Raw genomic sequence first — 13,205 nt, forward strand, 5'->3', positions numbered from 1 at the left:
CTATCTGGCCGGAGTGGGCGAGATTGATCGCGGCTGCATGGTCATGATCGTCCACTACCAGAAGAAGCGCGTGTGCCCAAGCGAACGCATCAGCGCCTCCATGAAATAATAGTCGCCGTAGGGCAGCATCGCATCGGAATAGCCGGCGCTGGCATGGGCTGCGCCATGGGCGAGCAGCCCTTCGGCCTTGGGATCGCCCGTCAGATCGCAAGTGTCGAGCAGGCCACCGATCAGGCGATCGCCGAATGCGTACCAGCGTTGTGCCTCCTCCGGTTCACAAAGCCCGGCGAGGATGAAGATGCCGGCCGCCATGATCGCGCCGGCGGAACTGTCGCGGGGCGCTGACTTGGCATCAGGAACCGAATAGTCCCAGACGGGGACGCCGTCGTCGCCCATCAGAGCTTCGGCCTTGGCAGCCAGACGTCTGGCGGCGTCGGCGAAGTGAGGGTTGCCGGTGGTTGCCGCGCACTGCGCATAGCCATGGATCAGCCAGGCCTGGCCGCGTGACCAGCAGGAATCATCCGCATATCCTTGATGGGTCTCCCCGCGCAGGGGCTTACCGCTTGAAGGGTCGAACAGGAAGGTGTGGAAGCTTGTGTCGTCGGCGCGAACCAGGTGCTTCAGGGTCGTTTCGGCGTGGCCATCGGCGGCTTCGGCAAAATCGCCGCGGCCGGTCTCGCGGTGGGCCCAGTGTAGCAGCGCGAGGTTTTGCATCGTATCGACGATGACGCGCCCATTGACGAATTCGGAGCGAATGCCACCGTGGATCGAGCGAGCATTCCAGGCCTGGATATATCGTGCATCCGGGCGATAGCGCTCAAGCAGCCTCGCCGCAGCTTCAAGAGCGAGATCGCGAGCCTCCTGGTCGCCTGTCAGCAGCCACTCCGCAACGCAGCTCAAAGAAAACTGGAAGCCGAGATCGTGGTCTTGCGCATCGCGATGGCGCAAGATGTCGCGAAAAATGGCGCGGCGGGCCCGGGCGGCGTTCAGGAAGCTGGGATCGCCCGTGAGTTCCAGCGCAAGCCAGAGCTGGCCGGCGTGAAAGCTCACGACCCAGTCAAAGGGCCCGCAATAGCTCCACGTCTGATCCGGCAGGCCAATCTTCGGATTGCGCAGACCGATTGTCGGCATGGTCTGGCGCAATTTGGCAATGCAGCGTTCCAAAGCCTGCTGGTGACGTTCGCGATTGGGGCGATTGCCAACCATTTCGACGGCGTTGAAGTAGCTGTTTCGTTCGATGCGCATGATAAGCCTCACGTTGGTTTCGTGAAGTTTTCGCACAAATACGATAATTTCGTCAACTACGAAACTTTCTGTTGACGGGAAAATTTCTAACCGCTAGGAGTCGGATGCTCGGGAGGAGCCGGGCATCGCTGGAGAGAGATACAATGTCCACATTAGGGACAACTGAAAGGCCGGCTGCCGGCAGCGGGTTCAGGCTCGCAGAGAGCCTGGCCGGGTACGGCTTTATCACGCCGTGGCTTATCGGCTTTTTTCTGCTGACGCTCGGGCCTGCTGTCGCCTCGTTCTATTTGTCTCTGACCGACTACAGCGGCCTTGGCGCAGCAAACTGGGTTGGCGCGGAGAACTACGTGCGCATCGCGACCGATGATCCGCGCTTCTGGACGGCGATGAACGTGACCTTCACCTTCGTGCTGCTGTCGGTTCCCTTGAAGTTGCTATTTGCGCTTGCCGTGGCAGTGGCGCTGAACCGGGGGCTTGAAGGCCTGTCGCTCTTTCGTGCGATCTTCTATCTGCCGTCACTGGTCGGCGGCAGCGTCGCCGTGGCGGTCCTGTGGCGACAGGTGTTTGCCGGCGACGGATTACTCAATCAGGCGCTTAACGCGTTGTTCGGTTTCGAAGGGCCAAGCTGGATCTCGAACCCTTCGACGTCGCTTTATACGCTCGTTCTCCTGGCGGTTTGGCAGTTTGGATCCTCGATGATCATCTTTCTTGCCGGTCTGCGTCAGATCCCGCAGGACATGTACGAGGCGGCAAGCATAGATGGCGCCAGCAAGGCCCGGCAGTTCTTCAAGATCACCTTGCCGCTTTTGACGCCGGTGATCTTCTTTAATGCCGTGATCCTGACGATCGATGCCTTCAAGGCCTTCACCTCGGCCTTTGTCATCAGCGACGGAACCGGCGGTCCGATCGACTCCACGCTGTTTTACACGCTCTACCTCTACCAGGAGGCCTTCACCAATTTCCGCTTCGGCTATGCCTCGGCGCTGGCCTGGGTCCTGGTGCTCATCATCGCCTTCTTCACCGCCATGTCATTCCTGACAGCCAGGTACTGGGTTCACTACGATGACTGATGCCGCTCTTTCGACGACCACCATCGCTTCGCGCGCCGACGCCGGCGTATCTGGCACATCCCCGTGGAAACGTGCTCTGCTTTATGCGCTGCTCGTCGCGGTCAGCTTTCTCATGCTCTATCCGCTGCTCTGGATGGTCGCGAGCTCGTTCAAGCCGGACAGCGAGATCTTCACCTCGACGGGGCTGATCCCGACTGACCCGACAGTCGATGCCTATCGCCGCGGCTGGACCGGCTTGAGTATCGGCTTTGGCTGGATGTTCTTCAATTCGCTGGTGATTTCGCTGCTCGTCGTCATCGGCAACCTCATTTCCTGCTCGATGGCGGCCTATGCCTTCACGCGCCTACGTTTCAAGGGGCGCGGTTTCTGGTTCACACTGATGCTCGGCACCTTGATGATGCCGCAGCATGCGGTGCTGATCCCGCAATATGTGATGTTCCTGAAGCTTGGCTGGGTGAACTCCATCCTGCCACTGGTGGTGCCGAAATTCCTGGCGATCGACGCCTTCTTCATCTTCCTGATGGTGCAGTTTTTCCGGGGCATCCCGCGCGAGCTTGACGAGGCGGCCATCATGGATGGTTGCGGCCCGCTGCGCATCTTCCTGAAGGTGATCCTGCCGCTCTCAACGCCGGTGTTGGCGACGGCAGCGGTCTTCTCGTTCATCTGGACCTGGGACGATTTCTTTGCGCCGCTCATCTACCTGAATGACATCGAAAAATACACCGCCCAGCTCGGTCTGCGCACCTTCGTCGACTCCACCGGGACGTCGGACTGGGGTTCGCTCTTTGCCATGTCGACGCTGACGGTGCTGCCAATCTTCATCCTCTTCATGCTGTTCCAGCGACTGCTGATCGAAGGCATCGCGACAACCGGCATGAAGCGCTGACACCAACTGGAATTGAGAGATAGGGACGGAAACGATGACGACGCTGGCTTTGAGCAAGATCAAGAAGAGCTTTGGCAATCTCGACATCATCCGCGGCGTCGATCTGGCGATCGGCTCCGGAGAGTTCGTGGTTTTCGTCGGCCCATCGGGGTGCGGCAAGTCGACCCTTTTGCGCATGATTGCGGGGCTCGAGCCGATCAGCGGCGGCGAACTTTCCATCGGCGGCGAGCGCATGAACGAGAAGGAGGCGAGCCAGCGCGGCATCGCCATGGTCTTCCAGTCCTATGCGCTCTACCCGCATATGAGCGTCTACAAGAACATGTCCTTCGGTCTCGAAACGGCAAAGATGCCGAAGCCGGAGATCGACAAGCGGGTCCGCAAGGCCGCCGACATCCTGCAGATTACCCATCTGCTCGACCGCAAGCCGAAGCAACTCTCTGGCGGCCAGCGGCAGCGCGTAGCGATCGGCAGGGCAATCGTGCGCGACCCGAAGATCTTCCTGTTCGACGAGCCGCTGTCCAATCTCGATGCGGAGCTTCGCGTCCAGACGCGCGTCGAGATAGCCAAGCTGCACAAGGATATCGGCGCGACGATGATCTACGTCACCCATGACCAGGTGGAGGCAATGACGCTTGCAGACCGCATCGTCGTCTTGCGCGCCGGGGTCATCGAACAGCACGGCACGCCGCTCGAGATCTATAACCGGCCCGCCAACCGCTTCGTCGCCGGCTTCATCGGCTCGCCCAAGATGAATTTCCTCGATGCCGTCGCACGCGACATCCGCGACGGCGGTATCTCGATCGATGTTGCCGGCAGAATTGCGCGGCTCCCGATCGAGGAGCGCATCGCGGTTGGCACAAAGGTCAGCCTCGGCCTGCGGCCCGAACATATCGGTATCGACGCGACCGGCGGGCTCGAACTTGGCGCGCTGACGGTCGTCCATGTCGAGCATCTCGGCGGTCAGACCATCGTTTACGGGCGGCTCACCGACGGGCAGTCGCTGACGGTTGCTCTCGATGGCCAACGCCCGATCACTGCCGGCTCAACGCTGGACGTCCGGATTGCCGCGGAAAACTGCCACCTGTTCGACGGGGCCGGCGACCGCATCGGCCATTGATCGCAAAGAGAGATCTCAAGGAACAAATCATGGAGGAGGAGAACATGATCAACAGACGCCATTTTCTGCGTAACGCCGCGCTTTTCGGGGCCGGCGCCACGCTCGCGACGATGCCCGCGATCCGCGCCTTTGCGGAGGATTCCATGCGCCTTTATTGGTGGGGTACACCCAGCCGCGCCGAGCGCACGCTTGGCGTTGCCAAGCTCTTCGAGGCGGCGCATTCCGGCGCCAAGATCGTCGGCGAAGTGGGCGGGAGCGATTACTGGGCCAAACTGACGACGATGATCGCCGGTGGGAACGCCCCGGACATTTTCCAGCTCGAGCCCAGCCGCTTTGCCGATTATAGCCGCCGGTCCACCAACCTGCCGCTCAACGACTATCTCGGCAAGGTCATCCGCACGGACAAGCTGGTGCCAGGTGTGCTCGATCTTGGAACGGTCGACGGCAAGGTGACCGGTATGCCGTTGTCGCTGAACGCCTTTGCCATGATCTACGACGCTGATGCGGTCACGAAAGCCGGGCTTATCCCGCCTTCGGCCAAAACCACCTGGGACGACTTCGCCAAGTTCTCGATCGACCTTACCAAGGCAATAGGCAAGAAGAACGTCTGGGCGGTTGGAAACGCGTCGCGCTACACATACGCCTTCGAGGCGTTTTTGCATCAGCGCGGCAAGAAGCTCTACACGGAAGCCGGAAAGCTCGGCTATGAGGCCAGCGATGCGGCCGATTGGTTCGGCTATTGGGAGAGCCTCACCAAGAACGGCGGCTGCGTCTCCGCCGAGATACAAGCGCTCGACAAGGTGCTGGTCGACAGCAACCCGCTGGCGACCGGCAACGCGGCCATCGCGATTGCCTTCTCAAACCAGCTCCCTGCCTTCCAGAAGATCTCCAAGAGCACGCTCGATATCACGTCGCTGCCGGTCAGCAGTGCGGATGGTCCCTCCGGGCTTTTCTATCGCCCCGGCTTGCACTGGTCGATCGCAAGCACCGCGAAGAACCCGGAACTCGCAGCGCAATTCATCGACTTTTTCGTCAACGACCTGGAGGCCGGCAAGATCCTTCAGGTCGAGCGCGGCGTGCCTGTAAACACCGACGTGCAGACCGCCGTTCTTCCCTCGATCGACGCCACGGCGAAAAAGACGGTCGACTATGTCAACGGCATTGCGGATCGCGTCGGCACCTACCCGCCGGCCGTGCCGCTCGGTGCTGGTGAACTTGACGAGCGCGTCTTCCGGCCGCTCGCCGACAAGGTCGCCTTCGGCCAGCTGACGCCGGCGGAAGCAGGCAACGAACTCGTCTCATCGGCCGACCGCATTCTCAAGGCCTGAGCATCCGCTCCACTTTGCCGGGCCGCGCGGGAAGTCATCCCCCCGCGCGGCAATGTTCGAACGGAAACCTTTGGCATGACCGACATGATCTTCCCCGAAACCCTGTTTAAACCGTGGGCGGGCAATCCGCTCAAAAGCCGCGCCGATGTCGAGGCCGCGCTCAAGGCGCTGGTGGAGCCGGTTGAACAATATCGGTCTGCCGGCGGCGCTCGCATCCGGCTGGATGCGCATGCGGCACATTTCGACCAGGCGTCCGCCGACTTGGAGGGCTATTCCCGTCTGCTCTGGGGCCTGGCACCGGCCAAGGTCGGCGGCGCAACGTGGATCGATTGGACGCCGATCGCGCGCGGTCTTGCCAATGGCTGTGATCCGGCCCATCCGGAATACTGGGGCGACCCGTTCGACCGCAGCCAGCGCCTCGTGGAACTCGCAGCGATCGGATTTGCACTGAGGCTCGTTCCAGACAAGCTCTGGGCGCCCCTGTCTACGGCCGAACGGCGAAACGTTGTTGCCTATCTGCTCAAAGGCCATGCCTGCGAATATAGCGACAACAATTGGAAGTTCTTCCGGTTGCTCGTCAGCATGGGTTTGAGACATGTCGGGGTCGATTGTGATCGAGAACTCGACGACCAGTACCGGCAGGAACTCGACGCGTTCTACCTCGGCGATGGCTGGTATCACGATGGGGATACGCGCCGCGCCGACCACTACATTCCCTTCGCCTTTCACTTCTATGGCCTGATCCTGGCGGCCCTCGATGGCGGCGACTGGACGAAAAGGTATCGGGAGCGGGCCCGACTGATCGCCGGAGACATGGCGAGATGGTTTGCCGATGACGGACCGGCGCTCTGCTTCGGTCGCTCGATGACCTATCGTTTTGCCATTGCCGGCCTCTTCGGCGCCATGGCGCTCGCAGGCGAAGAGGAGATCCCCTTCGGACAACAGAAGGGTTACTTCCTGCGTCATCTGCGCTGGTGGGCGAAGCGCCCCTTCGCCGCGCGCGATGGCGTGATGCCCGTCGGCTACGCCTATCCCAACCTCATCATGTCGGAACCGTACAATTCCGCGCAATCGCCCTATTGGGCGCTGAAGGCCTTCCTTCCGCTGATGCTGCCGGCGGACCATCCGTTCTGGGCGAGCGATGAGGACGCCTGCCCACAGCGATCCGCCGTCTCCACGCAGCGCCATATCGGTTTCCTGATCGCCAATCCGGCAGGGGATGCCATTGCGCTCTCCTGTGGCCAGCACACGAGCGCCGAGAACACCTTCATCCGCTTCGCGCCTGAGAAATACGCGAAGTTCGCCTATTCGGGGCGATACGGCTTCAGCATCGAGAACGATCTCTGGCGGTTCGACAATTCCGTGCTCGAATCCATGATCGGCTTCAGCGATGACGGCGTGCATTTCCGCGTGCGCGAAACCAACGAAGAGGCGCTCGTCGCCAACAACCTTCTCTATGCGCGTTGGCGGCCCTTCGCCGATGTCTTGGTCGAGACCTGGCTTTACTGGGACGGCGATTTCCAGGTTCGGCTTCACCGCATCGACACGCCGCGGACGCTCGCCACGATCGAAGGCGGCTTTGCAGTCGGGCGAGACGCCGGCGAAGTTTGCAAACAGGGTGCCGGCCGCGCTGTCGTTGCCACGGCGACGGACCTGTCAGCCATCCTCGACATCGGTTCGACGAACCCTCGGGAGGGCCGCTGCCATATCGCTGCCCCAAACACCAACCTGGTTTCCGCAAAAACCTTGGTTCCGCAATTGCGCGGTACTGTTCCAGTCGGCGTCAGCACGCTCGCCGTCGCCGTGCTTGCGCAGGCCGATGCGACAGAGGGGACAAGGAAACTATCCCGCTTGCCTGCAGCACCCGACGTCGGAGCGCTGCGACGGCGCGTGTCCGAGACGGGGACAACCGTAACGCTGATGCGCGGCGTACCGCTCTGACATCCTCGATCCTGCCACAACGACCGAAAGACTTGATATGACGATCCCCGATTTTACATCCCGCCACGCCATCGATCCGCTTGCTGCCGCAGCGATGGGAACCGACGAGCTGCGTCACAATTTCCACATTGGCGGTTTGTTTGCGAGCGATCGCGTCAACCTCACCTATACCCATTACGACCGCATGGTGATCGCTGGGGCGATGCCGGTCGAGGCGGAGCTGACGCTCGAAGCCATCAAGCCGATGGGAACGAAGACGTTTCTCGAGCGCCGCGAGCTGATTGCCGTCAACATCGGCGGGCCGGGGCGGGCCGTCGTTTCCGGAAAGAGCCATGTGCTCGGTCCCCGTGACATGATCTATGTCGGCATGGGGTCGGACGTGGTGTTCTCGTCGGACGACCGGTCGAAGCCGGCAAAGTTCTATCTGTTGTCAGCCCCCGCGCACCGTACTTACCCGACAGCGCTTTTGACGATCGCGGGCGCGAAACGTCTCGATCTCGGCAGCCTGGAAACATCGAACGAACGATCGATCTTTCAGTTCACCAATGGGATCGAGACCTGCCAGCTGGTCGTCGGAATGACGGAACTGAAGGAAGGGTCGGTGTGGAACACGATGCCGGCGCACATCCATGATCGACGCATGGAGGTCTATCTTTATTTCGACCTTCCGGAGCCGGCGCGGGTTTTCCATTTTCTCGGAGAGCCTTCCGAAACCCGCCATATCGTGATGGCGAACGAAGAGGCGGTGCTGTCGCCGGTGTGGTCTATACATTCCGGTTGCGGCACCTCCAGCTATGCCTTCATCTGGGCGATGGCGGGGGACAATGTCGACTACACCGACGCCGACCCGGTCCCGATGGAGACGTTGCGATGAGCGATCTCTCGGCCTTCAGCCTCGACGGCAAGCGCGTGCTGGTTACGGGTGCCAACACCGGGATCGGCCAAGGCATCGCGGTATCGGTCGCCCGGGCTGGCGGCGAAGTGGTCGCGGTCGGACGCTCGTCCATGGCCGAAACAGTCGAAAAGGTCGAAGCGGCGGGCGGCCGGATCCAGCCGTTTGCCTGCGATCTTAGCGATGGAGAGGCGGTCAAAACGTTGCTTGACCGCGTCTGGGGACAGTGCGGCCCATTGGATGGACTGGTCAACAATGCCGGCATCATTCGTCGGTCGGCCTCCACCGAGCTCTCGGAGGCCGACTGGGATGACGTGATCGACCTCAATCTCAAGGCGGCCTTTCTTCTTTGCCAGGCCTATGGCCGAAAACTCCTGGACGAAAAGCGAGCCGGGCGGATCGTCAATATTGCCTCGTTGTTGTCCTTCCAGGGCGGCATTCGTGTCGCATCCTATACCGCCTCAAAACATGGAGTGCTGGGCATTACCCGCATCCTTGCCAACGAATGGGCAAGCAAGGGCATCAACGTCAATGCGATCGCGCCTGGCTACATCGTCTCCAACAACACCGAGGCGCTGCGCGCGGATGCGAACCGCTCAGCGGCAATCCTTGACCGCATCCCGGCCGGTCGCTGGGGCACGCCCGATGATATCGGCGAGGCTGCCGTTTTTCTCTTGGCGCCGGCATCCCGCTACATGCATGGCGCGGTCGTCCCGGTTGATGGCGGCTGGTTGGCGCGATGAATTGCGTTGCTGCCGTCCGGGTAGCGATCAGGCCGGCGCAGAGGTTAGCCTGCGGGCAATGTCGAAAAAGGCGCTGACCAGTTTCCCGTTGCTGCGCTCGCGCAAACAGATGAGTGCTTCGTCCATCAGCATCTCGGGCGCTTCGATCTCGATGGGAATGAGGCGGCTGTCCTGCCCGAACTCCGCCGACGAAACGAAGCCGACCCCGCCGCCGGCGGCGACGATCTCGCGCACCGCCTCACGACCTTCGGCTTCGATGAGCGGCGTCAGTTGCACGCCACATTGCTGCGACATCGTTTCGAGCTTTTGGCGGGTCTTGGAGCCTTGCTCGCGCATGACCAAGGGGTGCTTCACGAGTTCAGCGAAAGTCACCTTTTTCTTGCCTTGCAGCGGATAGTCACGGCTCGCAAAGGCTATGATCGGCGTGGAGTTGAGTTTCAGGATGTCGAAGTCGCTCGATTGCGGGATCTCGCCGAGAACGCCGATGTCTGCCTCATAGGCGTGCAGGCTGGTGATGACGGTTTCGGTGTTGCCGGAATCGATCGACACCTGGACGGTCGGATAGGTGCGCCGGAAAGCGGCAAGGATATGCAGCAGGTGATGGGCGGCATCGGCAACGATCCGTAGTTTTCCCGCTCTCAGCGCCCGTGATTCCGACAAAAGATCCAGGGCCTGCTGCTCGACGTCGAACATGCGGCGGGTGACTTCCAGGAGCTGTTGGCCCGCCTGGGTCAGCGTCACCTGCTTCTTGTTCCGGTTGAAGAGGAGGACATCATATTCCTCCTCGAGCTTGCGCACCTGATCCGAGACTGCCGGCTGAGTAAGGAAGAGCGCTTCGGCGGCACGCGAGAAACCGCCGTGGATGGCCACGTTATGAAAGGCGCGGAGCTGGACATAGCGCATGCGTACGACGCCTTCTTGAATAGATTTGAACGATAGTTTGATTAAAACGAACGATTTGATTTATGTAAAGCGGGCGCGGATAGTTTTCGGATTCCACCTCTATCCGGAGCGCGCCTCATGAACCTCCCGGCCGTCGTCCTCGAGCTTGCCGCCGCCACCGTCCTCTTGCTCTACGCCGTCAGCCTCGTGAAGAAAGGTGTTGAGGCGGCGGCAGGCGACATCGTCGCGCGTACCGTCGGTGGCGCCGGTGGACGACCGCGTGCGGCCATCTGCGGCTGCGCGGTTGCCATTGCGCTGCAAAGCTCGACGGCGGTCGCCATGCTTGCCGCCGGTTTTGCCGTCAGCGGCGCGCTGGCGCTTGATACCGGCCTGGCGGTGCTGCTTGGTGCCGATCTCGGCTCGGCGCTTGTCGTCAAGATCCTGTCCTTCGACTTGCATTGGCTGGCGCCGCTTCTGATCGCCGCTGGCGGTCTTGCGCATCTGAAGGCATCGACCCGCAAGTCCGTCGAGACCGGGCGTGCAGTGCTCGGCATCGGTCTGCTGCTGCTCTCGCTGCAGATGATCGGCCATGCAACGCAGCCGCTCTCTCAGAGCCCGATGCTGCCTTCCGTCGTCGCTTTCGTCGGCAAGGATGCCTTGAGCGTGATGATCCTTGCCGCCTTCTTCACTTGGGCGCTGCACTCCAGCGTGGCAGCGATCCTGCTGATCCTGACCTTTGCCGTGAAGGGCATCGTGCCCCTGGACGTCGGCATTCCCCTGGTGCTCGGCGTCAACATCGGCGGCGGGCTCATCGCGCTGTGGCTGACCCGCGGTCTGCCGGTCGAAGGCCGACGCCTGCCGCTTGGTAATCTCCTCTTCCGCGCCCTGTTCGCCGCAGCGATCTTCGGACTCTTTTCGCTGCATTCCCCGTTCGACTGGCTTCCTGGGGAGACTGTGGCCGGCAAGCTGGTCAATCTGCATGTGCTCTTCAACGCTGCCCTGGTTCTCGTCGGGGTGATTTTCTGCGGCCCGATGGCGCGCCTCGTTCGGTTGCTCATGCCGGAGGCCGCCGGTGCCAATGATCGTGCGGCTCATGTCAGCGCGCTTGACCCGGCGCTGATCGACAAACCGGCGCAGGCGCTGGCGGCCGCGGCACGCGAGGTGTTGCACATGGGCAATCTTATCGCCCGGATGCTGGAGCCCGTCATGACCGTCATTCACGCGCCGACACCGCAGGCGGTCAAGGCGCTCAGAAGCATCGATGGCGACATCCACGTGGCCCATAGCGCAATCAAGCTCTACATCGCCGCCGTCAACCGCGGCATCCTGACCGAAGAGCAATCGCGGCGCGGCATCGAACTCACCGAGGCAGCGATCCATCTCGAATATGCCGGAGACGTCGTCGCAAAGAGCCTCCTGCAAATGGCCGAGGAGCGGCTTGCGGGCGCAGGGACCTTCTCGCAGGAGGGATGGCGTGAACTCACCTTGCTGCATGCGGCCGTGTCTTCCAACGTCAGGCTGGCGGCCAATCTTCTCGTCTCCCCGGACCCGGTGATCGCGCGCGAAATGGTTCGGCAGAAGGAACATGTGCGTCGCCTGGTCGAAGAAAGCAGCAAGTGCCATCTGGAGCGGCTTCGGCAGGGCATCGCGACCAGCATCCTGTCGAGCGACATGCATCTCGAGATCGTTCGGGCGCTGAAGGAGGTCAATTCGCTGGTGACGACGATGGCCTATCCGCGCCTGCGCGAGAGCGGGGACCTCCTGGAAAGCCGGCTCGTGCCTGCTGCTTAGATATATAAATTGAAACGATAGATTGATACAAAAGAACGATTTTACAGATAGATGTTTCCGCCCCATTGTCGTTCTCGAACACGCCAACCGCGAGGACGGACAATGCCAAACACCGCTTCTGAAAGAACCATCGCGCCCCTGGAAACACCGAGGCTGGGCGAGCCCTATCTCTTGACGCCCGGCCCGCTAACCACGGCCTATCGGGTTAAGGAAGCCATGCTGCGGGACTGGGGTTCCTGGGATGGCGATTTCCGGGCAATGACCGCCAAGCTTCGCCAGGAACTGCTCGAGATTGCCGGCGATGCCAAGGGCGAGTTCGATTGCGTGCCGATGCAGGGCAGCGGTTCGTTTTCGGTCGAGGCGATGCTCGGCAGCTTCGTCCCGAAGGACGGCCGTGTGCTGGTGCTGATGAACGGCGCCTATGGCAAGCGCATCGCCCAGACGCTTTCCTATCTCGGTCGTGACCATGTGACGATCGACAAGGGCGACTACATGCCGCCACGCGGTCCGGAGGTTGCAGCAGCGCTCGATTCCGACCCTGGAATCACCCATGTCGTGATCGTCCATTGCGAAACGAGCTCCGGCATCCTCAACCCGTTGAAGGAGATTTCCGACACAGTCTATTCCCGCGGTCGCAAGTTGCTCGTCGACTCCATGAGCGCCTTCGGCGCAGTGCCGGCCGGTATCGGCGATTTCCGCTACGAGGCGATCGTTTCTTCCGCCAACAAGTGCATCGAGGGTGTGCCGGGCTTCGGCTTCGTTATCGCCCGCAAGAGCGAACTGGAGGCAGCCAAGGGGCGCAGCCATTCACTCAGCCTCGATGTGCATGCCCAGTGGGACTACATGAACAAGACCGGCCAGTGGCGCTTCACGCCGCCGACCCACGTTGTCGCGGCGTTCCTGGAGGCCTTGCGTCTGCATCGGGAAGAGGGCGGTGTCGCCGGTCGCGGAGCCCGTTATGCCCGCAACCGCGACGTCATGGTCGCGGGCATGCGCGAGGCCGGTTTCGAGACGTTGCTTGCCGACCAGTGGCTGTCGCCGATCATCGTCACCTTCTTCAGCCCGGCCCACCCGGCCTTCGCCTTCGACCGCTTCTACGACCTGATGAAGGACAAAGGCTTCATAATCTACCCGGGTAAGCTGACGGTGGTCGACAGTTTCCGCGTCGGCTGCATCGGTCGCATGGACGAGCATGTCATGCGCCGCGTGGTCGAGGCCGCCCGCAACTCACTCTCCGAAATGGGCGTCGACAGCGCCGCTCCCCCGGCCGTCGCCCTTGAAGAACGTCGCCGTCTCGCTGCCTGAACTGA

At 61.7% G+C, this 13,205-nt stretch carries 11 protein-coding genes; 9 read left to right on the forward strand and 2 right to left on the reverse strand.

Annotated features, from left to right (window positions below; genetic code table 11):
* Positions 1–54: 54 nt before the first annotated feature.
* A complete protein-coding gene (locus tag FA04_RS31240; protein ID WP_051659314.1) occupies positions 55–1,245 on the reverse strand; it encodes a YyaL domain-containing protein in 1,191 nt (396 codons plus the stop codon).
* Between the two features lie 143 nt (positions 1,246–1,388).
* Between FA04_RS31240 and FA04_RS31245 the strand changes: the two genes are divergently transcribed.
* The 7 genes from FA04_RS31245 (at position 1,389) to kduD (ending at position 9,222) form a co-directional block, all read left to right on the forward strand.
* Complete coding sequence (locus tag FA04_RS31245) at positions 1,389–2,315, forward strand: carbohydrate ABC transporter permease (RefSeq protein ID WP_034794779.1); 927 nt, start codon at positions 1,389–1,391, stop codon at positions 2,313–2,315.
* Positions 2,308–3,201, forward strand: coding sequence for a carbohydrate ABC transporter permease (locus tag FA04_RS31250; protein ID WP_034794776.1), 894 nt, complete (start codon positions 2,308–2,310; stop codon positions 3,199–3,201). Before FA04_RS31245 ends, FA04_RS31250 begins: the two co-directional genes overlap by 8 nt.
* Before the next feature lie 34 nt (positions 3,202–3,235).
* A complete protein-coding gene (locus tag FA04_RS31255) occupies positions 3,236–4,318 on the forward strand; it encodes an ABC transporter ATP-binding protein (RefSeq protein ID WP_034794772.1) in 1,083 nt (360 codons plus the stop codon).
* Between the two features lie 44 nt (positions 4,319–4,362).
* A complete protein-coding gene (locus FA04_RS31260; RefSeq protein WP_034794917.1) occupies positions 4,363–5,646 on the forward strand; it encodes an ABC transporter substrate-binding protein in 1,284 nt (427 codons plus the stop codon).
* 84 nt (positions 5,647–5,730) lie between these two features.
* Positions 5,731–7,587: a DUF2264 domain-containing protein gene (locus FA04_RS31265; RefSeq protein ID WP_034794914.1), complete on the forward strand. Its 1,857-nt coding sequence runs from the start codon at positions 5,731–5,733 to the stop codon at positions 7,585–7,587.
* A 37-nt stretch (positions 7,588–7,624) separates the two neighbouring features.
* Positions 7,625–8,461, forward strand: coding sequence for a 5-dehydro-4-deoxy-D-glucuronate isomerase (kduI, locus tag FA04_RS31270; RefSeq protein ID WP_034794769.1), 837 nt, complete (start codon positions 7,625–7,627; stop codon positions 8,459–8,461).
* The gene (gene kduD, locus FA04_RS31275) at positions 8,458–9,222 is read left to right on the forward strand and encodes a 2-dehydro-3-deoxy-D-gluconate 5-dehydrogenase KduD (RefSeq protein WP_034794766.1); all 765 of its coding nucleotides are present in this window, start codon (positions 8,458–8,460) and stop codon (positions 9,220–9,222) included. The genes kduI and kduD overlap by 4 nt, the downstream gene beginning before the upstream one ends.
* A gap of 27 nt (positions 9,223–9,249) precedes the next feature.
* On the opposite strand, the gene FA04_RS31280 is transcribed toward kduD, so the two are convergent.
* Positions 9,250–10,125: a LysR substrate-binding domain-containing protein gene (locus FA04_RS31280; protein WP_034794762.1), complete on the reverse strand. Its 876-nt coding sequence runs from the start codon at positions 10,123–10,125 to the stop codon at positions 9,250–9,252.
* Positions 10,126–10,242: 117 nt separating this feature from the next.
* Here FA04_RS31280 and FA04_RS31285 point away from each other — a divergent pair, with 117 nt between their 5' ends.
* Both FA04_RS31285 and FA04_RS31290 read left to right on the forward strand, forming a co-directional pair.
* Entirely contained in the window at positions 10,243–11,895 is a 1,653-nt protein-coding gene (locus FA04_RS31285) for a Na/Pi cotransporter family protein (protein ID WP_034794759.1), read from the forward strand.
* 102 nt (positions 11,896–11,997) lie between these two features.
* Positions 11,998–13,200, forward strand: a complete 1,203-nt coding sequence (locus tag FA04_RS31290) for a 2-aminoethylphosphonate--pyruvate transaminase (RefSeq protein WP_034794756.1) — start codon at positions 11,998–12,000, stop codon at positions 13,198–13,200.
* Positions 13,201–13,205: the final 5 nt, after the last annotated feature.

This window comes from Ensifer adhaerens, assembly GCF_000697965.2.
GTDB lineage: Bacteria > Pseudomonadota > Alphaproteobacteria > Rhizobiales > Rhizobiaceae > Ensifer > Ensifer adhaerens.